At 72.6% G+C, this 19,184-nt stretch carries 22 protein-coding genes; 7 read left to right on the top strand and 15 right to left on the bottom strand.

Going from position 1 to position 19,184, the window contains the following annotated elements:
* Positions 1 to 32: 32 nt before the first annotated feature.
* The 4 genes from AC4OXY_RS28000 to AC4OXY_RS27985 all read right to left on the bottom strand — a co-directional run bounded on the left by AC4OXY_RS28000 (position 33) and on the right by AC4OXY_RS27985 (position 3,753).
* Positions 33 to 674 (bottom strand): PadR family transcriptional regulator, encoded by a 642-nt coding sequence (locus AC4OXY_RS28000; RefSeq protein ID WP_491991282.1) that lies wholly within the window; start codon positions 672 to 674, stop codon positions 33 to 35.
* A 39-nt stretch (positions 675 to 713) separates the two neighbouring features.
* The gene (locus tag AC4OXY_RS27995; protein WP_362821676.1) at positions 714 to 1,262 is read right to left on the bottom strand and encodes a DinB family protein; all 549 of its coding nucleotides are present in this window, start codon (positions 1,260 to 1,262) and stop codon (positions 714 to 716) included.
* Positions 1,263 to 1,381: 119 nt separating this feature from the next.
* A complete protein-coding gene (locus tag AC4OXY_RS27990; RefSeq protein ID WP_356029266.1) occupies positions 1,382 to 2,842 on the bottom strand; it encodes an aldehyde dehydrogenase family protein in 1,461 nt (486 codons plus the stop codon).
* 68 nt (positions 2,843 to 2,910) lie between these two features.
* Positions 2,911 to 3,753, bottom strand: coding sequence for a Sco1979 family transcriptional regulator (locus AC4OXY_RS27985; protein WP_491994651.1), 843 nt, complete (start codon positions 3,751 to 3,753; stop codon positions 2,911 to 2,913).
* 353 nt (positions 3,754 to 4,106) lie between these two features.
* Here AC4OXY_RS27985 and AC4OXY_RS27980 point away from each other — a divergent pair, with 353 nt between their 5' ends.
* Entirely contained in the window at positions 4,107 to 4,583 is a 477-nt protein-coding gene (locus AC4OXY_RS27980) for an ATP-binding protein (RefSeq protein ID WP_356029269.1), read from the top strand.
* Between the two features lie 103 nt (positions 4,584 to 4,686).
* Here the strand turns inward: AC4OXY_RS27980 and AC4OXY_RS27975 are convergent, their stop codons facing one another.
* From AC4OXY_RS27975 to rpmG, 8 genes are all read right to left on the bottom strand, one after another.
* Positions 4,687 to 4,965: a DUF397 domain-containing protein gene (locus AC4OXY_RS27975; protein ID WP_071373266.1), complete on the bottom strand. Its 279-nt coding sequence runs from the start codon at positions 4,963 to 4,965 to the stop codon at positions 4,687 to 4,689.
* 170 nt (positions 4,966 to 5,135) lie between these two features.
* Entirely contained in the window at positions 5,136 to 5,600 is a 465-nt protein-coding gene (locus tag AC4OXY_RS27970) for an SRPBCC family protein (protein WP_491991281.1), read from the bottom strand.
* Positions 5,597 to 5,944 carry an ArsR/SmtB family transcription factor gene (locus tag AC4OXY_RS27965; RefSeq protein ID WP_356029273.1) on the bottom strand — a complete coding sequence of 116 codons (348 nt, stop codon included), beginning with the start codon at positions 5,942 to 5,944 and terminating at the stop codon, positions 5,597 to 5,599. Before AC4OXY_RS27965 ends, AC4OXY_RS27970 begins: the two co-directional genes overlap by 4 nt.
* Before the next feature lie 7 nt (positions 5,945 to 5,951).
* Positions 5,952 to 6,326 carry a VOC family protein gene (locus AC4OXY_RS27960; RefSeq protein WP_356029276.1) on the bottom strand — a complete coding sequence of 125 codons (375 nt, stop codon included), beginning with the start codon at positions 6,324 to 6,326 and terminating at the stop codon, positions 5,952 to 5,954.
* A gap of 76 nt (positions 6,327 to 6,402) precedes the next feature.
* Positions 6,403 to 6,633, bottom strand: coding sequence for a 30S ribosomal protein S18 (gene rpsR, locus AC4OXY_RS27955; RefSeq protein ID WP_356029279.1), 231 nt, complete (start codon positions 6,631 to 6,633; stop codon positions 6,403 to 6,405).
* Positions 6,633 to 7,913 (bottom strand): GTP-binding protein, encoded by a 1,281-nt coding sequence (locus tag AC4OXY_RS27950; protein ID WP_491991280.1) that lies wholly within the window; start codon positions 7,911 to 7,913, stop codon positions 6,633 to 6,635. Before AC4OXY_RS27950 ends, rpsR begins: the two co-directional genes overlap by 1 nt.
* Positions 7,910 to 8,173, bottom strand: coding sequence for a type B 50S ribosomal protein L31 (locus AC4OXY_RS27945; protein ID WP_356029284.1), 264 nt, complete (start codon positions 8,171 to 8,173; stop codon positions 7,910 to 7,912). The genes AC4OXY_RS27950 and AC4OXY_RS27945 overlap by 4 nt, the downstream gene beginning before the upstream one ends.
* Positions 8,174 to 8,182: 9 nt before the next feature.
* On the bottom strand, positions 8,183 to 8,347 hold the full coding sequence (gene rpmG / locus AC4OXY_RS27940; RefSeq protein WP_020141033.1) for a 50S ribosomal protein L33: 165 nt from the start codon (positions 8,345 to 8,347) through the stop codon (positions 8,183 to 8,185).
* Between the two features lie 61 nt (positions 8,348 to 8,408).
* On the opposite strand from rpmG, the gene rpmB reads away from it, so the two are divergent.
* The 4 genes from rpmB to AC4OXY_RS27920 all read left to right on the top strand — a co-directional run bounded on the left by rpmB (position 8,409) and on the right by AC4OXY_RS27920 (position 10,257).
* The gene (gene rpmB / locus AC4OXY_RS27935) at positions 8,409 to 8,645 is read left to right on the top strand and encodes a 50S ribosomal protein L28 (protein ID WP_362821680.1); all 237 of its coding nucleotides are present in this window, start codon (positions 8,409 to 8,411) and stop codon (positions 8,643 to 8,645) included.
* A complete protein-coding gene (gene rpsN / locus AC4OXY_RS27930) occupies positions 8,645 to 8,950 on the top strand; it encodes a 30S ribosomal protein S14 (RefSeq protein WP_491991279.1) in 306 nt (101 codons plus the stop codon). The genes rpmB and rpsN overlap by 1 nt, the downstream gene beginning before the upstream one ends.
* A gap of 146 nt (positions 8,951 to 9,096) precedes the next feature.
* The gene (locus AC4OXY_RS27925; protein ID WP_491991278.1) at positions 9,097 to 9,564 is read left to right on the top strand and encodes a hypothetical protein; all 468 of its coding nucleotides are present in this window, start codon (positions 9,097 to 9,099) and stop codon (positions 9,562 to 9,564) included.
* Positions 9,565 to 9,729: 165 nt separating this feature from the next.
* The gene (locus AC4OXY_RS27920; protein ID WP_362821683.1) at positions 9,730 to 10,257 is read left to right on the top strand and encodes a DUF4232 domain-containing protein; all 528 of its coding nucleotides are present in this window, start codon (positions 9,730 to 9,732) and stop codon (positions 10,255 to 10,257) included.
* A gap of 42 nt (positions 10,258 to 10,299) precedes the next feature.
* On the opposite strand, the gene AC4OXY_RS27915 is transcribed toward AC4OXY_RS27920, so the two are convergent.
* Positions 10,300 to 11,451: a DUF2786 domain-containing protein gene (locus tag AC4OXY_RS27915; RefSeq protein WP_491991277.1), complete on the bottom strand. Its 1,152-nt coding sequence runs from the start codon at positions 11,449 to 11,451 to the stop codon at positions 10,300 to 10,302.
* A gap of 270 nt (positions 11,452 to 11,721) precedes the next feature.
* Between AC4OXY_RS27915 and AC4OXY_RS27910 the strand changes: the two genes are divergently transcribed.
* Both AC4OXY_RS27910 and AC4OXY_RS27905 read left to right on the top strand, forming a co-directional pair.
* Positions 11,722 to 12,492 carry a Clp protease N-terminal domain-containing protein gene (locus AC4OXY_RS27910; protein WP_356029299.1) on the top strand — a complete coding sequence of 257 codons (771 nt, stop codon included), beginning with the start codon at positions 11,722 to 11,724 and terminating at the stop codon, positions 12,490 to 12,492.
* Positions 12,493 to 12,625: 133 nt separating this feature from the next.
* On the top strand, positions 12,626 to 14,326 hold the full coding sequence (locus AC4OXY_RS27905) for a bifunctional 3'-5' exonuclease/DNA polymerase (RefSeq protein ID WP_362821684.1): 1,701 nt from the start codon (positions 12,626 to 12,628) through the stop codon (positions 14,324 to 14,326).
* 49 nt (positions 14,327 to 14,375) lie between these two features.
* Here AC4OXY_RS27905 and AC4OXY_RS27900 read toward each other — a convergent pair whose 3' ends face one another.
* Positions 14,376 to 17,657, bottom strand: coding sequence for an AfsR/SARP family transcriptional regulator (locus AC4OXY_RS27900; protein WP_491994650.1), 3,282 nt, complete (start codon positions 17,655 to 17,657; stop codon positions 14,376 to 14,378).
* A gap of 442 nt (positions 17,658 to 18,099) precedes the next feature.
* Positions 18,100 to 18,993 (bottom strand): glycosyltransferase family 2 protein, encoded by an 894-nt coding sequence (locus tag AC4OXY_RS27895; protein WP_491991276.1) that lies wholly within the window; start codon positions 18,991 to 18,993, stop codon positions 18,100 to 18,102.
* Positions 18,994 to 19,184: the final 191 nt, after the last annotated feature.

Genomic DNA, 19,184 nt, shown 5'->3' with positions numbered 1-19,184 from the left:
CGAGGGCGAGGGACTGTGACGTGGCCGCTCGCTCAGCGGTCGTCCTGGGGATGCCGCTCCCCCGTCGCGTACGGGTTCTCCTCGCCCTCGGCGAGCACGCCGACGAACGGCTCGCCCTCGCCCGCGAAGGTGTACGCGCCGTTCTCCAGGCGCTCCACGAGGCCCCGGGTCCACGCGGCCTCGGAGTCGGCCGTGTGGACCCACATGTTCATGATCTCGCCGATGTGCCCGAGCCCGGCGGGCCCGCCCTCGGGCACGTAGTGCTCGGTCACCGAGACCCGCCACGCCTCGATCCGCCGCGAGCGCTCCTTGAGCAGGGCCACCGCCTCGGCCCGGGGCAGGTCGACCATGAAGCCGAGGGCCGCCGTCTTCATGTCCCCGCGCTGGTCGTAGGCGACCAGCGCCTCGCGCAGCAGGGCGAAGTACTCCTCGGTGCCCCTCGGCGTCACCTCGTACTCGGTGCGCGGCGGGCCGCCGGCCGTGGACGGCGCGATCTCGTGCGCGTGCAGCAGCCCCTGCTTGGCCATCTGCTTCAGGGCGTGGTAGATCGAGCCCGGCTTGGCGTGGGACCACTCGTGCGCGCCCCAGTACTCCAGGTCGCCGCGCACCTGGTAGCCGTGGGCCCGCCCGTGCTGGCGGACCGCGCCCAGCACGAGAAGACGGATCGCTGACATGCGGTCCAGGTTATTGCCGTACGGCCGCGCGCCCGGCGCTCACCCCCAGGAGGTGCCCTGCTCCAGCGCCACCAGCTCGAAGGCGGTCTTGCCGTCCAGGCTCTCCCGGATGATGTCGGCGTGGCCCGCGTGCCGGGCGGTCTCGCGGATCAGGTGCAGGCACACCCAGCGCAGCGAGACCCGGCCCTCCGGCGGGAACCAGGGGTCCGGCGGCAGCGGGAAGGAGTCGTCCAGGCTCGGCGCGGACCGGATGAACTTCTCCGTCTCGGCGGCGACCTCCTCCCAGTACGCCAGCCGTCCCGCGACCGTCTCGTCGTCGGCCAGCTGGAAGCACTCGTGCCAGTTCGACTGGTCGCGGTGCACCGCCGGCGGCTCGTGCTTCGCCCGCGCGATCCAGGACTGCTCGACCTCGGCGACATGCTTGAGCAGGCCGCCGAGCGACAGCTCGCTGGCGCTCGGGCGGGTGCGGGCCTGCTCCTCCGTCAGCCCGAGCAGGGCCCGGCGGACGCCGCCCCGCTGCTCCTCGATGAACGCGAGCAGCGCCCCGCGCTCGTCGCCCTGTGCCTCCGCCGCTACGTGCATGACCATGACCGGCCGCCCTTCGTGGTTGCCGTCGGGACTCCCTGCCCTGACACCGACGAACGTACGGGCCATTGAGGTCAGATCCTGACCTCAATGGCCCGCCGCCGCCGAAAACGTCCGAGAGGTCAGAACGGGAAGCCGCTGCGCCCGTGCTGGACCGAGATCCACTTGACGGTCGTGAACGCCTCCAGCGTCGTCTCGCCGTTCAGGCGGCCGATGCCGGAGTGCTTCTCGCCGCCGAACGGCACGAGCGGCTCGTCGTGGACCGTGCCGTCGTTCACGTGGAACATGCCCGTGTCGATCCGCTTGGCGAAGGCGACGCCCCGCTCGATGTCACCGGTGTGGACGGCACCGCTGAGGCCGTACGGCGTGTCGTTGACGATGCGGACCGCCTCCTCCTCGCCGTCGAACCGGATGAGGAAGACGACCGGGCCGAAGACCTCCTGCTGGAGCAGCGCGGAGCCGGCCGGGACGTCCGTGAGCACGCTGGGCTCGACCAGGTTGCCCTCCGTGGCACCTCGCACCAGGGCCGTGGCGCCCTCGGCGAGTGCCTGCTCGACGGTGCCGGAAAGGGCGGCCGCCTGCTGGGAGTTGATCACCGGGCCGATGACCGTCTGCGGGTCGCGCGGGTCACCGGTCTTCAGGGTGCGGACCTTGGCGACGAACTTCTCGGTGAACTCGTCGGCGACGGAGGCGTCCACGAGGACCCGGTTGGCGGCCATGCAGACCTGGCCCTGGTGCACGAAGCGGCTGAAGACCGCCGCGTCCACCGCGTAGTCGATGTCGGCGTCGTCCAGGACCACCAGCGCGCTGTTGCCGCCCAGTTCGAGCACCGAGCGCTTGAAGTTCTTGGCGCACACGGTGGCGACGTGCCGGCCGACCGCGTCGGAGCCGGTGAAGGAGATGACCTTCGGGACCGGGTGTTCGAGGAAGGCGTCGCCGATCTCGGCGATGTCGGTGACGACGACGTTGAGCAGCCCGCCGGGCAGCCCGGCGTCCTCGAAGATCTTCGCGATCAGGGTGCCGCCCGCGATCGGGGTGTTCTGGTGCGGCTTGAGGACCACGCCGTTGCCGAGCGCGAGGGCCGGGGCGACCGACTTCAGCGACAGCAGGAAGGGGAAGTTGAACGGGCTGATCACGCCCACGACCCCGACCGGCACCCGGTAGACGCGGTTCTCCTTGCCGTCGGCCGGGGAGGGCAGGATCCTGCCCTCGGGACGCAGCGCGAGGTGGATCGACTCGCGCAGGAACTCCTTCGCGAGGTGCAGCTCGAAACCGGCCTTCACGCGCGTGCCGCCCAGTTCCGCGATGATCAGGTCGGCTATCTCCTGCTCGCGGTCCTCGATCAGCCGCAGGGCGCGCTCGAACACCGCACGCCGCGTGTAGGGGTTGGTCTCGGCCCACTGCTTCTGGGCGCGCGCGGCGGCACGGTAGGCCTGGTCCACCTCGTCGACGGTGGCCACGGTGATCGAGGCCAGCTTCTCGTCGTCGTACGGGTTGAAGTCGATGACGTCCCAGGAGCCGGTGCCCGGACGCCACTCGCCGTCGATGTACTGCTGGGCCAGGTCGCTGAAGTAGGACGACATGTGATCCCTCAATCACTCGCGGACACAGATCCGGTCAAGGTCTGATCGCACGTCATCGTACTTATGTTTCAAGATAGTTGGAGGAGACCTCGCAGAAGATCCCGGCTCTCGTCGGGGCCGGGGCTGTCCTGCTGGAGTTCCTTCAGCGCCTGCTCGTACTGGGCGACGTCCTCGCGCTTGTCCAGGTAGAGGGCGCTGGTCAGCTGCTCCACGTAGACGACGTCGGACAGGTCGGCGTCCGGGAAGCTGAGGATGGTGAAGGCGCCGCTCTCGCCGGAGTGCCCGCCGAAGCGGAACGGCATCACCTGGAGGCGGACGTTGGGCCGCTCGGAGACGTCGATGAGGTGCTGGAGCTGACCGCGCATCACCTCGCGGTCGCCGTACGGGCGGCGCAGCGCGGCCTCGTCGAGGACGATGTGGAACTCGGGGGCGCCGGCGCCGTCGGCGAGCAGGTGCTTCTGCCGCTCCAGGCGCAGGGCGACCCGGCGCTCGACGTCGTCCGGGCTCGCGCCCGTCATGCCGCGCCGCACCACCGCGCGCGCGTACCGCTCGGTCTGGAGCAGGCCGTGGACGAACTGGACCTCGTAGACACGGAGCAGCGAGGCGGCGCCCTCCAGGCCCACATAGGTGGGGAACCAGCTGGGCAGGACGTCGGTGTAACTGTGCCACCAGCCCGCCACGTTGGCCTCGCGGGCGAGGGAGAGCAGCGACTGGCGCTCGACCTCGTCGGTGATGCCGTACAGCGTCAGCAGGTCTTCCACGTCCCTGACCTTGAAGCTCACCCGGCCCAGTTCCATCCGGCTGATCTTCGACTCGGATGCGCGGATCGAGTAACCCGCCGCCTCGCGCGTGATCCCCCGTGCTTCACGCAGCCGCCTGAGTTGCGAGCCGAGCAGCATCCGCCGCACCACCGATCCGGGCTCTCCCGCGCTCACGTTCGCCAGCCTCCCCAACCGTCTTAGGGCCCGCAGTCTGCCACTAAAACGCTTCGCGCAGTACTCGTCCGGTTACGGAAACGGAAAGAGCTCGGCCGTTTCTGCCTGCGTCTGGCGGGAAGAGGTCAGGACCACTGGCGGCAATCGCCCTGAAGATGGCAGAAAAAATGGCCAAGAAGCGGTACGGGCAGTGCCATTTCGGTCGCGTGCACGTGCATCTGCCCTTGCATCTGCTCTGCGCATCCGAAACCATGGTGCCGCGCCACCGCTGCATCGCAACGACCGCGAACTCTCCGGGAGTGCCTCGCATGGGAACGAATGGATCGACCATGCTCAAGCCGTTACGGCAGGGCCTTCCGCCGTTGGATCCCGCAGCCGTGTCGGACGCCGCCTCCTGTGCCCTGCCCGCCCGCTACGAAGCGGTGCGCGAAGCGCGGCGCTTCACCCGCGCCACCCTCGGCCAGTGGGACGTCGGCGACCGCTTCGACGACATATGTCTCGTCGTCTCCGAACTCGTCACCAACGCCCTGCGGCACGCGGTGCCGACCGACACGGCGTGCTCCGCGCACGCCGCCCCGTCCGCCCGGCTGCACCTGATGCGCTGGACCGAGCGGCTGGTGTGCGCGGTGCGCGATCCGAGCCACGAGACGCCGACCCCGCGCGACTCGGACGACTTCTCGGCCGAGTCCGGGCGCGGACTGTTCCTGGTCGACTCCTTCGCCGACAGCTGGGGCTGGCACCCGCTCGCGGGCACGCTCGAAGGCAAGGTCGTCTGGGCGCTGTTCCGGCTCCGGCCGACGGCCTGACTCGGTGCAGCACCCTGCGACGCGCAGTTTCTACGCGCGTCGCCCCGGGTGCTCCGCCCGCCCCGACATCGTTGCCACCGCGCGCCGCACCGGCCCCGGCGCGTCAGCCCGCGATCAGATGGTCGAACTCGCCGTCCTTGATGCCGAGGAGCATGGCCTCGATCTCCGCGCGTGTGTAGACGAGGGCGGGCCCGTCCGGGAAGCGCGAGTTGCGCACGGCGACCTCGCCGCCCGGCAGCCGCGCGAACTCCACGCAGGAACCCTGCGAGTTGCTGTGCCTGCTCTTCTGCCAGGCCACTCCGTCCAGCTGCGTGGCAGCCATGCCGTTGTACACGTTGCACACGTCGTACCCCCCGTACACGCCGTCAACGTCGCGGTCCACAGGTCGCTCCCCGCTGATGCACTGGCTGGTGTGGCCATGGATGCTGTAGTCAACTGACCCGGATCATAACCCCGTTCACGTGCAGATGCATGAGCAAATGCACGTGCACGCGCGGTGTTCCCATGGTTACAGCTTTGACGTTCGCTTTACCCGCCGGGAAGACGCCTGTGTCACCGAAGCCGTTCGAGCGTCTGCCCCAGAGCAGGCAGGACATGCCCCCGCCATCCCCCGTCCATGATCTTCCGCGCCGTCATCTGAGCCGGGTCGTCCGGATCGAACCCTTCGTGCACTAGGAACAGACGCGTTCCGCGCCCTTCCTGTTCCAGGGTCCATGTGATCGTCCAGTCGGCCCGGTTGGCCGGATCGGCGTCCGCCCAGCGGACGGACAGCATCCGCTCGATGTCGTAGGCCAGGACCCGCACCTCCACGACGCCCGAGAAGTTGGAGTTGGGACGCGGGACGGAGGTCATCCGGTACACGTGCCCGACCTCCAGCCGGAAGCGCTCGGCTCCAGGCATCTGCCACTGCACGAGCAGATCGGGGTCGGTCAGGGCACGCCAGACCTTGGCGGGCGGGTGCGGGAAGAACTGGTCGACGCGGACGGTCGTCAGGTCGTCATCGGGTTCGGTGCTCATGACCGGTCATCGTCGGGCATGCGGTCGAGCAGATCGCCGAGGCCCTTCAACCTCTCGCGCCAGAACCGCTCGTACGGATGGAGCCAGTCCTGCACCTCGGCGAGCGGGGCGGCTTCGAGGCGGTAGATGCGCCGGCGCCCGGAGCGCTGCTCGGAGACGAGGCCGGCCTCCCGGAGCACCCTGAGGTGCTCCGAGAGGCTCGGGCGGCGCATGTCGAAGTGGTCCGCGAGGTCCTGGACCGGCTGGGGCCCGCGCTCGCGCAGCAGCCGCAGCACCTCGCGGCGGGTGGCGTTGGCGAGCGCGGCGAAGACGCGGTCCTCGGCGGCCGCGGCGGTCCCGTTCATCGACTGGTCAGAAGCCTTCCTTCTCCGTCAGCAGCATCAGACCGTTGCCGTCGGGGTCCGCGAAGGAGGCCATGCGCCCCCAGGGCAGCTCGTCCGGCCCCTGCACGGGGATCCCGGCCGCGGCGAGCCGGGCGCAGTCCGCGTCGACGTCGGTCGTGACCAACATGATCCCCCGCGCCGAGCCGGGCTCGAAATCACCCATGCCCGGGCCGGAGAGCGTGAAGACGGTCTGCGCGCCTTCGGGGGCGACCTGGAGCCAGCGGCCCTGGGGCATGTCCCGGTCGACGGTGACGGCCAGACCGAGGACGTCCCGGTAGAAGCGCAGGGCGCGGTCCTGGTCGGCGACGGGGAGCGTGACGAATGAGGCGTGCGTGATGGTCATGCCCGAAGAATAGGTAGGCAATTCCCTACGCGTCAACCGTAGGGAATTGCCTACCCATAGGAGTCCATCTGCGGATTCACCTGCTGGAGTACGGCAGCAGCGCCATCTCCCGCGCGTTCTTGATCGCCTGCGCCAGCTGTCGCTGCTGCTGCGCCGTGACCCGGGTGACCCGGCGGCCGCGGATCTTGCCGCGGTCGGAGAGGAACGTGCGCAGCAGCTCGGTGTCCTTGTAGTCGATGTACGTGATCCCGGCCTGCTCCAGGGGGTTCGGGCGGGTGCGGGGCGTGCGGTCGGGCTTGCGGGACATCAGATCTCCAGCAGGGTGTCGAAGGCGGGCGGGAGCCGCTTCCAGGCATCGCGCCCGGCGGCGTACTCCGCGTCGGTGAGCAGGCAGGTCTCCAGCAGGTGCGCGAGCCCGTCGCGATCCAGGGCGGGCGAGGTGAAGACCAGGTGGTTGCAGCGGTCGCCGTGCTCCGGGTGCCAGTCCAGCGCGGCGGCGGCCCGGCGCACCGGCGGCACCAGCTCCCAGGCGGCGTCCGGCAGCGCCGCCAGCCACGGCCCCGCGCTCTCCACGCACAGCGCACCGCCCGCCGCGTCCCAGTGCAGGAGCGCGTCGGGCTTGTCGGCGAGCCAGAACCGGCCCCGGCTGCGGGCCGCGGCGCAGGTCAGGTCCTCCAGCGCCGCGTACAGCCGCTCCGGGTGGAAGGGCCGGCGCCGGTGCCAGACCAGCGTCGAGACACCGTGACCGTGGGCCTCGGCGGGCAGACGAGCACAGGCCGGATGCTGGGCCGCCGCGGCCGCCTCGACATCGAACCCGGCGAGGGCGGCGCGGACGAGGGGGGCCTGAGCGGGAGGCGCGGGGGTGAGTGGGTCCCGCGGCTGCTGTCCTTCCGGGGCTTGGGGCTCCGGTGCACGTGCAGCTGCTGGTTCCGTTGCAGGTGCGGCGCCGTCGGGCGGCAGGAGCGGAGGTGGGGGTGGGGTGCCCGCCAGGGCACCGTGGCCGATCGGGACCTGGCGGGCGGTCGGGTGGAGCTGTGCGAGCAGCTCGCGGTCCTCGTCGTCGGCCTCCGGGGAGTCGGCGACGGCGAGGACGGGGGCGTACTCCAGCTGCCGGGCGAAGGTGTCGGCGACCGTGCGCCGGTCGGTGGCCGCCGCGGCGAGCCCGGCCTCGGCGAGGTCGTCGCCGTTGCCGAGGTACGGCAGGACCAGCGCCGGGTCGACCGCGGTGATCACGGACGTGACGGTCAGCCCGCCGGACACGATCACCTCGGCCATCGCCTTGGGCTCGACCGAGTCCCACAGCTCCACGACGGCGAGCCGGGTCGTGCCGTCGGCGGCGAGCCGGCGCAGCTCGGGCACCAGGTCCTCGCGCAGCGCACAGCACGCGCAGTCGTCGACCAGCGGCGTCTCGCCCGAGGACAGGGCCCCGTCGCGGTCGCGGACCGTGCGGACGACCGTGCCGGCGGCGGCCGTCGCCAGGTCGTGGTGGAGTACGACACTGCCGGGCACGTCCGCAAGCAGCCGGTCGACGGCCGCCCTGCGCGCGTCGGCGTGCAGCCCGCCGACGACGGCCACCGCCAGGCTCACGCGCCGCCCCGCTTCCCGTACCGGCGCTCGAAGCGCTCCACGCGCCCGGCGGTGTCCAGCACGCGCGCGGTGCCGGTGTAGAAGGGGTGGCTGACGTTCGAGATCTCGACGTCGACCACCGGGTAGGTGTGGCCGTCCGTCCACTCGATCGTCTTCCCGCTCGCCCCGCCCACGAGCGTCGAGCGGGTGAGGAAGGCGTGGCCGGCGGCCCGGTCACGGAACACGACGGGCCCGTAGTCCGGGTGGATTCCCTTGCGCATGGCGGCGGCTCAGCGCTCCTCTCGGAAGTCGACGTGCCGGCCGGCGACCGGGTCGTACTTGCGCAGCGTCATACGGTCCGGGTCGTTACGGCGGTTCTTGCGGGTGACGTAGGTGAAGCCGGTCCCGGCGGTGGACCGGAGCCTGATGACCGGGCGGAGTTCGTTGCGTGCCATGCTGCTATCTTACTGAAAATGAAATCCATTACGAACTATGCCTGAGGAGAGCTGCGTCACCATGTCCGCGCACTGCATGCTCACCGGAGCCCGGCCGGGCTTCGGCAACCGCGTCTCCCACTCCCACCGGCGCACCTCCCGCCGCTTCGACCCCAACATCCAGAGCAAGCGCTACTGGCTTCCCGGCGAAGGGCGGTACGTCCGGCTGCGCCTGAGCGCGCGGGCCGTGAAGACCGTCGACGCGATCGGCGTGGAGGCGGCCGTGGCCCGGATCCGCGCCCGGGGGGTGCGGGTCTGATGGCGAAGAAGAGCAAGATCGCGAAGAACGAGCGCCGCAAGGAGATCGTGGCCCGGTACGCCGCCCGGCGCGCCGAGCTGAAAGAGGTCGTCCGGCGGCCGTCGTCCCCGGACGCCGAACGGCTCGCCGCGCAGCGCGAGCTGCGCCGGCAGCCGCGGGACGCGAGCGCCACGCGCGTGCGCAATCGCGACCAGGTGGACGGCCGTCCGCGCGGATACCTGCGCGCCTTCGGCCTGTCGCGGGTGAGTGTGCGCGAGCAGGCTCACAACGGATTCCTGCCCGGAGTCCGGAAATCCTCCTGGTAACGGCTGGTAGCTTGCTGCGGGCCACCCGGCCGAGGGCGGCCGGCCGCTACAGCTTGGGAGCTTTTCCGGTGACTTCTGCGACTGCAAGGGCTGCGAGGACCGCGAGGGCCACGAGGGTTGCGCCCGCAAGGGTGCGGACCGCCGTCGTGGCCGCAGGGCTGGTGGGTGCGCTCGCCGCGCTGACCGCGTGCAGCGGGGGCGGCAGCGACAAGAGTGCCGCCAAGACGACGCCGAGCGCCACCGCGACCCCCTCCTCGTCGTCGCCGTCGAGCTCCGCGGCCGTGACGGGCGCGTCCGGCAAGCTCCAGGGCAGCTGGGTGACCACGAACGGCGGCAAGATCGTGGCGCTGGTGATCAGCGGGAAGAAGGCCGGGCTCTTCGTGACCGGCCAGAAGGCGTGGTGCGCGGGCGTCGCGGGCGAGGAGTCGGGGATGCAGATGATCCATCTGACCTGCCCCGACGGCAGCAAGGACCGGGGCACCGGCATGGTCGACTCGGTCGACGCCAAGTCCCTGAAGGTGACGTGGTCGGGCAAGGCCGGCCAGGAGACGTACTCCAAGGCGGACGGCGGCACGCTGCCGACCGTGCCGACGCCCCACCCGAAGAAGAGGTGACCCCGACGGCGGGGCCGGTCCGGTGTGAATGCGGCGCGGGTCCGGTGCGTTGACTTCGGGCGCTCGACCCACCTGAAGTGGTGATTCCGGAGGGGTGGGCGAACAGGGCCGGGCCGCAGGCGCCATGATGCAGGGGCACCGTCACGACCTCGATGGGACCTGCTCATGCGCGCCATTCCGCTCACCGTCACCGCCCTCGCCGCCGCCCTGCTGCTGACCGCCTGCAACGGCGGCGGCAGCAAGAGCAGCGCCACCAGCGGCACAAGCGGCAAGAACAGCTCGGCCTGCGAGATCGGCAGGGTATCGGTGCAGATCGGGTCGGCGAGCGTGGCCCCGGGCGTCGGCGACACGGGCGAGATCCCCGTCAGCCTCACCAACCAGAGCGCCCCCTGCACCCTGGACGACTTCGCCGGTGTGGTGCTCGGCGCCGGCGGCACCGAGGCCAAGGTGCCCGCGCTCAAGGGCGCCAAGGCCCAGAAGCTGAAGCTCAACAAGGGCGACTCGGCGACCTTCACGATCACCTACGTGCGCGGCAAGGCGGGCGACAAGACCGGCCTGGACGCGAAGACCGTGAAGATCACCCTGCCCGGCACCAGCGCCTCCCACGGCTTCCCCTGGTCGTACGGCCCCGTCGCCGAGCAGGGCGGCGCCCCGAACGCCTCGGTGAGCGCCTTCCAGCAGGTCGGCGACTGACGGCTGCCCGCGCGCCCCGCCGGGAGGCTCACCCGCGCAGGTTCATTCGAGCCGGGGGCGGGAGCGGACCTGCGCCCGGTCGGCCGCTCGGGCGCCCTCCGTCCAACCGGCGGCGTCGCTCACCCCGCGCAGCCGGGTCGTGGTGGTCTGCGGGAACATCCGCTCCATCCGGTCCGTGACGGCTATCTCCCGGGTGGCCAGGACCGGCAGCAGGTCCTGGCCGACCTGGCTCTCGGCGACGGCCGCGAGCCGGTCACCCACGCGGTGGGCGTAGGCCGCGAGGAACGACTGCCGGAAGGTCTTCGTCCGCTTGCGCCCGCCCGCCCGCTGCGCGGCCTCCGCCCTGGCCATCGCGTGCGTGGCCTGCACCAGCAGCGAGGTGTAGAGCAGCTCGACCGCCTCCAGGTCCGCCTCGAAGCCGACGACCGTGGAGAAGCCCAGCGGTTCGTTCCACACCGAGCGGCAGTGGTTCGCGCCCGCCACCGCGTCCAGCAGCACCGCCTTGGCCTGCTCGTACGGCGGCTCGACCCCGATCCGGCAGGCCCCGGGCGCGTCCGGCGCGGGCGCCTCGGCGGCGAGCAGCGCCTCGTCGACACTGTGCCGGGCCATCAGCTCCTGCGCCTTGGCGCTCAGCGCCTCCGCCTCCTCCGGATACCCGGTCGCCTCGGCCTTGGCGAGCAGCGCGCGGATCCGGGCGAGCATGCGGGAGGCCTGCGGACCGGCCGCGCGGCGGGGCTCGTCCTGCAGCGGCTCCAGGGCGGGCAGCCGCAGCAGCAGGCGGTACAGCTCCAGTGCGGTCGTGGCCTGCGAGAAGCGGTCGGTGTCGCGCGCGGGCGCCTCGGGCAGCTCCGCCAGCTGGGCCGTCCACCGGCGCCCGCGCGCACGGTCCCGTCCGGCCTGCGCCCGGATCAGCGCGGCGGCCAGGCACACGTGTGCCTCCGCCAGCTCGCGCCGCACCAGCCGTACGACATCGGCGGGCTGCCAGCCGCGCTGCCAGGCCGTCGCGACGAACTCCTCGCCGCGCCGCGCCAGTTCGGCATCGGCGGAGGAGTCGGCGGCGAGCAGGGAGGCGCCCGTGTCGAGCCCGGTGTCGGTGTCGTCGTACAGCGCGGCCCGAAAGGCCCGTTCGACGGTACTGGCAGTGCTGGTCACGTCATCGATCGTGCCATGCCCCACCGACAGCGGACCGAGCATCGTCCACAGCCTGTGGATAAATGCCGGGGCGATGCCCGCACAGCCGGAGGTCACCGGAGGCCCGGAGTCGGAAGTCGGGCGGCTGGGCGGCTGGGCGGCTGGGCGGCTGGGCGGCTGGGCGGCTGGGCGGGACCACGGTAGTGGCCGAGGGGTGCCGGGGCCTGGAGGGCGCCACCCCCGTGCGCCCATCCGCCCGCCCGCCCGTCCATGGGAAAACCGGACTGTCAACCATCGGTTGACAGTGGGGGAGGCGCAACCTACGGTTGACACATGGCGACCAACCCGAACATCACGGCATTCGTGCGCCTCGACGACCTCATCGAGGCCATCAAGAAGGTTCACCCCGAACCCCTCGACCAGCTCCAGGACGCGGTGATCGCCGCCGATCACCTCGGTGACGTGGCCGACCACCTGATCGGCCACTTCGTCGACCAGGCCCGCCGCTCCGGCGCCTCCTGGACCGAGATCGGCAAGAGCATGGGCGTGACCCGGCAGGCGGCCCAGAAGCGCTTCGTGCCGAAGGAGTCCAACGACCTCGACCCCAACCAGGGCTTCAGCCGCTACACCCCGCGCGCGCGGAACGTGGTCGTGGCCGCGCACAACGAGGCGGCGGCGGCCCACAACCCGGAGGGCCGGCCCGAGCACCTGGTCCTCGGACTCCTGGCCGAGCCGGAGGGCCTGGCGGCGAAGGCGATCATCGAGCAGGACGTCCTGCTGGACTCCGTACGGCAGGCCGCGACCGCCGCACTCCCGCCCGCCTCGGACGACATGCCCGACCTGATCCCCTACGGCCCCGAGGCCAAGAAGGCCCTGGAGCTCACCTTCCGCGAGGCGCTGCGCCTCGGCCACAACTACATCGGCACCGAGCACATCCTGTTGGCGCTCCTGGAGCAGGAGAACGGCGAGGGCGTACTCAGCGGGCTCGGCATCACCAAGGGCGGGACCGAGAAGTACATCGCCAAGGTGCTGTCGCTGATGGCGGACCAGAAGATCCCGGGGACCGGCGGGGCGGCGGACGAGTCGCCCGCCACCGAGGACTGAGACCGCCGGCCTGTTCGAGGAGCGTCGGCCCGTCCGAGGACCGCTGCCGTCGACAGACCTCTGCCGTCGGCTCCTCGAAAGGATGAAACTGCAGGTCGGAGGGATTGTCAGACCCGCCTGTCAGACTCGCACCATGACCGACCGGTGGGCACTCGCTCCGGCCGAGGACGGTGGCGTGGACGTCGCCCCCCTCGGCCCGGACGGGCTGCCCTCCGGGCCGGTGCGGCGGGAGAGCGATCCCGCCGGGGCGGTGCGGAGCCGCCCGGAGGTGACACGCTGGGTGTGGCGGTCCACCCCCGAGGTCTACCCGCGTCTGCTCGCCACGGGGGTGCGAGTGGAGCGGTGCTACGACATCGAGGACGCCGAGACACTCCTGCTGGGTCACGAGGGCCGGCACGGCGAGCCACGCTCGGCCGCCGCCGCCCTGGCCCGCCTCCGGGGCGGCCCCGTACCGCCCGACCCACCACTGCGCGCGGCCGAACCGGGCGCCCAGTCCCCGCTGTTCGAGCCGACGGGCACCCCCTTGCCCCTGCCCGACCTCCTCGCGGTCTACGCCGAGCAGCTGCGGCGGCACGCGCGCACGGCCCACCCCGACCGGATGCGGCTGCTGACGGCCGCCGAGTCGGCCGGGATGCTGGTGGCCGCCGAGATGAACCACGCGGGCGTGCCCTGGAGCGCCGAGGTCCACCGCGAGCTGCTGCACGGCCTGCTGGGCGAGCGGTACGCGGGCGGGGGTGAGCCGCGCCGCCTCGCCGAGCTGGCCGACGAGGTGTCCGCGGCCTTCGGCCGCCGGGTGCGCCCCGATCTGCCGGCCGACGTGGTCAAGGCCTTCGCCCAGGCCGGGATCAAGGTGCGCTCGACGCGCCGCTGGGAGATCCAGGACGTCGACCACCCGGCCGTCGCCCCCCTGCTGGAGTACAAGAAGCTGTACCGCATCTGGGTGGCCCACGGCTGGTCCTGGCTCCAGGACTGGGTGCGTAACGGCCGTTTCCGCCCCGAGTTCCTCGCCGGCGGCACGGTCACCGGGCGCTGGGTGACCAATGGCGGGGGCGGGTTGCAGATCCCCAAGGTGATCCGCCGGGCCGTGGTCGCCGACCCCGGATGGCGGCTGGTGGTGGCCGACGCCGACCAGATGGAGCCGCGCGTGCTCGCCGCGATCTCCCGCGACCCCGGTCTGATGGAGGTCGCGGGCCGCGAGAGCGACCTCTACCAGTCGGTCTCCGAGCACGCCTTCTCCGGTGACCGCGACCAGGCCAAGCTCGCGGTGCTCGGCGCGGTCTACGGCCAGACCTCCGGCGACGGCCTGAAGAACCTGGCCGCGCTGCGCCGCCGCTTCCCAAAGGCCGTCGCCTACGTCGACGAGGCGGCCCGCGCGGGCGAAGAGGGCCGGCTCGTGCGCACCTGGCTGGGCCGGACCTGCCCGCCCGCCGCCGGCTCCGGCGAGGACGCGGCGGAGGAGGCGGGCATCCCTCTCGGCGAGGACGACGGCGAGCCGGCGCCGGCGGACGGCCAGGCCTGGGTCCCCGGCTACGCCTCGACCAACTCCCGCGCGCGGGGCCGCTTCACGCGGAACTTCGTCGTCCAGGGCAGCGCCGCCGACTGGGCCCTGCTGATGCTCGCCGCGCTCCGCCAGGCCTGCGCGAATCTCAAGGCCGAGCTGGTCTTCTTCCAGCACGACGAGGTGATCGTGCACTGCCCCGCCGAGGAGGCCGACACCGTCGTGGCGGCCATCCGCGCCTCGGCCGACCTCGCCGGACGGCTGACCTTCGGCGAGACACCGGTGCGGTTCCCGTTCAGCACGGCGGTGGTGGAGTGCTATGCCGACGCCAAGTGAGCGCTGGTCAGGACCCGTTGGGCCGGTCCTCCCGATCACCCCGGTCCGTTCAGTCCGTTCCGTCCGTTCGATCCATTCGGTCCGGTCGATCCTCGGCGAGCAGGGCGCGCAGTTCGCCGAGCACGGTCTGATCGTCCGTGCCGTCCAGCGCCGTGAGGGCCGCGCGCCAGGCGTCGTACGCCTCCGGCCACCGCCCCCGCTCGCGCAGCAGCAGCCCGTACTGGTGCCGGGCGAGACCGCCGATGTACCGGTCGGCGCGGGCGTCCGCGCGCCGCAGCAGCTCGGCGCACTCCCCGTCCGCCCGCTCGGTCTCCCCCAGCTGTCGCAGCGAGCGGACCAGCCCGAGCCGGGTCTGGGACTCGCCGTGCCAGTCGTCGGCGCCGCCGAGGATGCGCAGGCTCTCCTCGAAGTGCCCTGCCGAGGCCGCCGGTTCGCCCAGGGCGAGATGCGCATAGCCGATGTTGCAGTGCGCCGTGTGCCGCACGATGACCGCGCCGATCGCGTCCCCGATCGCCAGCGAGTGCCGGTGCTGCTCGATGGCGGCACGCGGGTCGGTGTGCTCGTAGAGGTTGCCGAGATGCTGGTGGGTGACGGCCTCGCCGTAGGGGTCGTTCAACTGCCGCGAGTACGCGAGACTCTGCCGCAGCGCCTCCTCGGACTCCTCGAACCGCCCGAGCCCCTCCAGCAGCAGCCCCCGGTTGTTCAGGCAGCGCCGGACCCGGGAGGCCGTGCCGAGCCGCCGCCAGATCTCCAGGGAGCGGTCGGTGAGGGCGAGGGCCTCCTTCTTCCGGCCGGTCAGAAAGTGCAGGCCCGAGAGGTCGCCGAGGGCGTACGCCTCGGCCGCCGCGTCCCCGAGCCGCCGCGCCGCCCCGAGCCCGGCCCGTCCCAGCACCTCCATCTCGGCGAAGCGCCCCCTGCGCTGGATACACGGGAAGAGCAGCCGCACGAGCACGGACAGATACGCGGCCCGGAGCGGGTCGGCCGTCTCCGCGTTCCGCGCCACCAGGGTGACCACGTTCTCCAGCTCCACCTCCCCCCACCCGAAGGCCTCCTCGGCGGACCCGAAATACCCCAGCTCCGCCACGTCGGACGCATGTTCCGCCGGCTGCGCGGAGGTCGCCCGCCGCCGATCCTCCAGATCGAGCCCGGGCTCCACGATCGCCTCGATCATCCGCTCGGCGACGGCGGCGTACCAGCGGAGGGCGGCCAGGTCGGGGGCGGCGGCAGCGGCAGCGGGTGAGCCGGTGTCCGCGACGGCGCCCGGTGTCCCGCCGTCGGCACCCCGTTCCAGGTCCGCGAGTTCGCGGGCGAAGTCGCGGACCAGGTCGTGCGGGGTGTAGCGGCCGTAGGCGGTCTCCTCCAGGAGGGCGACGTCGACCAGGCGGTCGAGGGCGGCCTCGGCACGGCGCGCGTCGGTGCCGGTGAGGCGGGCGATCAGCGGGGCGCCGTAGGTCGGCAGGTCGAGCGCGCCGAGGCGGCGCAGCGCGAGGGCCGCGTCCCGGTCGGCCTCCCGCCCGGCGGCGGCGAGCGCGTCGTGGGCGACGGCCAGGGAGCGCCGGACACTCAGGTCGTCGTATTCCAGGTGGTGCAACCGGCGGCCGGTCTCCGCCAGTTGACCCGCCAGCACCTCGGGGGTGAGGGCGCGGCGGGCGGCGAGCCGGGCCGCGACCACGCGCAGCGCCAGCGGGAGGCGCCCGGTCAGCTCGACGAGCGCGTGCCCGGCGTCCAGCCCGTCCCGCCCGCTCACCGCGCGCAGCAGCGCCGCGCTGTCCTCGCCGGTCAGCGGGGTGAGCGGGAACCGCCGGGCGCCGTCGAGCGCGGTCAGCGGAGACCGGCTGGTGACGATCACGGCACAGCCGGGCCCCGCCGGCAGCAGGGGCCGTACCTGGGCCGCGTGCGCCGCGTCGTCCAGCACCAGCAGGATGCGGGCCGGGGCGAGCAGCGAGCGGAGCAACGCGGCTGCCGCGTCCGGGTGTTCGGGGATGCTGCGGGGCTCGACGCCCAGGTCCCGGAGCAGCGCGGCGAGGGCCTGTACGGCGGTGAGCGGGGTCATGCCGGGGGTGGCGCCGTGCAGGTTGACGTAGAGCTGACCGTCGGTGAAACGTTCCCGCAGCTCGTGTGCGACGTGCAGGGCGAGCGCGCTCTTGCCCACGCCCGCCATGCCGCTGATCACGGCGACGGCGAGGGCCGGGGCGGGCGGCTCGGTGAGCGCGCGCCGCAGCTCGCGGAGCGCGTCCGTACGGCCGGTGAAATGGGCCGGCGGAGCGGGGAGCTGGGCCGGGCGCAGAGTCTGCCGAGCGGCGGGCGCAACTCCCGGCTCCCGCCCGTCCCCGAGCGCCCCCGCGCCCCCCTCGCCGCGCCCCTCTCCGTACGCCTCGCCCTGCTCCTCGTCCTGTTCGCCCTTCCCCTCCTCGGCGACGGCCTCGGCGGGCCTGTCGCCGTGCCCGTGCCGACGGACGTCCGTCACCGCGGCGTCCGCCTGCTCCCCCTGCCGGCCGCTCCCCCGCAGCACCTCGACGTGCGCCGCGCGAACCGCCGGGCCGGGCTCGATGCCGAGTTCCTCGATCAGGCGGGCCCGCAGATCGCGATGGACGGCGAGGGCCTCGGCCTGGCGGCCGGTGCGGTGCAGGGCGAGCATGAGCTGACGGTGGTACGCCTCGCGCAGCGGATGTTCGGCGACGAACGCGGCCAGCTCCGGTACGAGCGCCGCCAACCGTGCGCCACCGAGCGCGAGTTCGGCGTCGTAACGCCACTCCAGCAGGAGCAGCCGCGCCTCCTCCAGACGCTGCACCAGCGCGTAACCGCCGAAGTCGGCGGGGAGCCCGCTCAGCGGGGTACCGCGCCAGAGCGACAGCCCGGACGTGCACGCCCGCACGACGCCCGGCCACTCCCGCCGGGCGTGCGCGGCCCGCGCCTCGGCGACGCGGGTGTCGAAGACGTGCACGTCCAACTCGCCGGGTTCGACGCGCAGCACGTACCCGGGCGGTACGGCCCTGAGCCGCTCGGGGTCGTCCAGGAGCCGGCGCAGCCGGGTGACGTGGTTGTGCAGGGACGCCTGCGCGGAGACGGGCGGCGCCCCGCCCCACAGGGCGTCCTTCAGCGACTCGACCGACACGACCCGGCCCCCCTCCAGCAGCAACGCGGCCAGCAGGGCGCGCACTTTGGGGCTGCCGATGGCCCGGACACCACTGTCGGGGACGTCGTCGAAGGCCTCGCCGGAAAGACCGCCGGGAGTCTCGTACGACGACGGCTCGTGCGCCGTCTCGTATGGCGGCCGGTCGTACAGGACCGGCGGTCCCAGCAGCCCGAACCGCAGCCCGCACCGCCGCATCACGCCGCTCCACTGCCTTTCCGCGCGGTCGGGGCCGACCGCACTGCGTGGTGGGCGCACGCCCACCGTTCCCTGACGGAAATCCGCCCTGCCCACAACGGTTTCCCGCCACCTTCCGCCGACCGAACCCGCCCTGGGTCGGCCCGGGATCGGCTCACGGACCGGACGGTCCGACGGCCGGGCTCCCGTACGCTCGGCGAGCTCCGCCCACCCAGTTCGCGACCTTCCGGCGAACCGTTGGCCACATGTTAGCGATCCGTTGGCGAGTCCTGATGTGATCACTTCATCGGATCCGGCTCAACGGCGCGCGCGTGTGTCGCGTAACTCGGGGGAGTGTCGCCGCAGGCTGGATCCGGGGACGCGGGGGCCCCGGTCGGCGGAGGTGAACGACCGGGGCTCCGTCCCGTCATCTCGGAGGCTCCCGGCCGACGCCGCCCACCGCTCAGATCACGGGCGGGCGCCCCAGCCTGCTGAGCCGCCACACCGTCCGCCAGCGCATGGGCCGCCGCTCACCGGCCGGCTCCCGCAGGCCCTCCACGAACCCGGCGAGCCAGGCCTTCAGCCCTGCCGGGGAGCGGGTGCGGGCGAGAGTGAGGAGGGTCCACACCCCGAGGTGCACGGGGACGAGGGGCAACGGCAGCCGGCGGCGGACCAGCCAGACACGGTTGCGGGCGTTGACGCGGAAGTAGATGGCGTGCCGGGCGGGCGAGGTCTTGGGGTGCTGGAGCAGCAGCTGCGGGGCGTAGAGGATCTTCCAGCCGGCGTCCGCGGCGCGCCAGGCGAGGTCGGTCTCCTCGTGCGCGAAGAAGAACTCGGCGGGCCAGTCCCCGGTTTCGGCCAGCATCGCCATGCTGAGGGCGTGCCCGCCGCCGAGGAACCCGGTGACGTACCCCCCGCGCAGCGGGTCCGACTTCCCGACCCGGGGCACATGCCGCTGCTGCGTCTCGCCGTGCTCGTCGGCGATGCGGAACCCGACGATGCCGAGACGCGGATCGGCGGCGTACAGGTCCCGCACGCGGCGCAGCACATCGGCGTCGACGAGCAGTCCGTCGTCGTCCAGCTCGACGACGATGTCGACGTCCCCGAACGCGCGCAGCCGGGCGAGGGCCACGTTCCGGCCGCCCGGACAGCCGAGGTTCTCCTCGACGTCGATGGTGGTGACCGCACCGGGCAGCGAGAGCCGGCCGGCGAACTCGGGCAGCCGGCAGCCGTTGCCGACGACCACGATGCGGGCGGGGACGAGATCCTGCTTGGCCACGGACTCCAGCAGGGCGTCGACCTCGGCGGGCCGGTTGCCCATCGTCACCACGGCGACGGCGATCCTCGGCTCCACCACGTCCTTCACCCCATCCGGCCGACGGCGGCGCCGCACCCTGACCGCGCGGCGCTCCCCGTTCACCAAGATGTTGCCTCAGCTCCGCGGGTTCACCCGATCCGGATTCACTTTGCGGCCCCTTTGCCCCGAGGGCTGGCCAAGGCTTGCCGGCTGGTTCCGGACGGCGCTTCGGTGTCCGGAACCACCCGGTC

Source organism: Streptomyces sp. HUAS MG56 (genome assembly GCF_058673395.1).
The sequence above is the reverse complement of the archived record's forward strand: the minus strand, read 5'-3'. Positions and strand labels throughout refer to the sequence as shown.

Coding starts and splice junctions, on each gene's coding strand:
- AC4OXY_RS27945 (WP_356029284.1), bottom strand. CDS start 8,173: ATGCGCAAGGGAATCCACCCGGACTACGGGCCCGTCGTGTTCCGTGAC.
- AC4OXY_RS27990 (WP_356029266.1), bottom strand. CDS start 2,842: ATGTCGTCCTACTTCAGCGACCTGGCCCAGCAGTACATCGACGGCGAG.
- rpsN (WP_491991279.1), top strand. CDS start 8,645: ATGGCGAAGAAGAGCAAGATCGCGAAGAACGAGCGCCGCAAGGAGATC.
- AC4OXY_RS27995 (WP_362821676.1), bottom strand. CDS start 1,262: ATGGTCATGCACGTAGCGGCGGAGGCACAGGGCGACGAGCGCGGGGCG.
- AC4OXY_RS27900 (WP_491994650.1), bottom strand. CDS start 17,657: ATGCGGCGGTGCGGGCTGCGGTTCGGGCTGCTGGGACCGCCGGTCCTG.
- AC4OXY_RS27970 (WP_491991281.1), bottom strand. CDS start 5,600: ATGAGCACCGAACCCGATGACGACCTGACGACCGTCCGCGTCGACCAG.
- AC4OXY_RS27920 (WP_362821683.1), top strand. CDS start 9,730: ATGCGCGCCATTCCGCTCACCGTCACCGCCCTCGCCGCCGCCCTGCTG.
- rpmG (WP_020141033.1), bottom strand. CDS start 8,347: ATGGCACGCAACGAACTCCGCCCGGTCATCAGGCTCCGGTCCACCGCC.
- rpsR (WP_356029279.1), bottom strand. CDS start 6,633: ATGTCCCGCAAGCCCGACCGCACGCCCCGCACCCGCCCGAACCCCCTG.
- AC4OXY_RS28000 (WP_491991282.1), bottom strand. CDS start 674: ATGTCAGCGATCCGTCTTCTCGTGCTGGGCGCGGTCCGCCAGCACGGG.
- AC4OXY_RS27910 (WP_356029299.1), top strand. CDS start 11,722: ATGGCGACCAACCCGAACATCACGGCATTCGTGCGCCTCGACGACCTC.
- rpmB (WP_362821680.1), top strand. CDS start 8,409: ATGTCCGCGCACTGCATGCTCACCGGAGCCCGGCCGGGCTTCGGCAAC.
- AC4OXY_RS27915 (WP_491991277.1), bottom strand. CDS start 11,451: ATGCTCGGTCCGCTGTCGGTGGGGCATGGCACGATCGATGACGTGACC.
- AC4OXY_RS27905 (WP_362821684.1), top strand. CDS start 12,626: ATGACCGACCGGTGGGCACTCGCTCCGGCCGAGGACGGTGGCGTGGAC.
- AC4OXY_RS27965 (WP_356029273.1), bottom strand. CDS start 5,944: ATGAACGGGACCGCCGCGGCCGCCGAGGACCGCGTCTTCGCCGCGCTC.
- AC4OXY_RS27980 (WP_356029269.1), top strand. CDS start 4,107: ATGCTCAAGCCGTTACGGCAGGGCCTTCCGCCGTTGGATCCCGCAGCC.
- AC4OXY_RS27960 (WP_356029276.1), bottom strand. CDS start 6,326: ATGACCATCACGCACGCCTCATTCGTCACGCTCCCCGTCGCCGACCAG.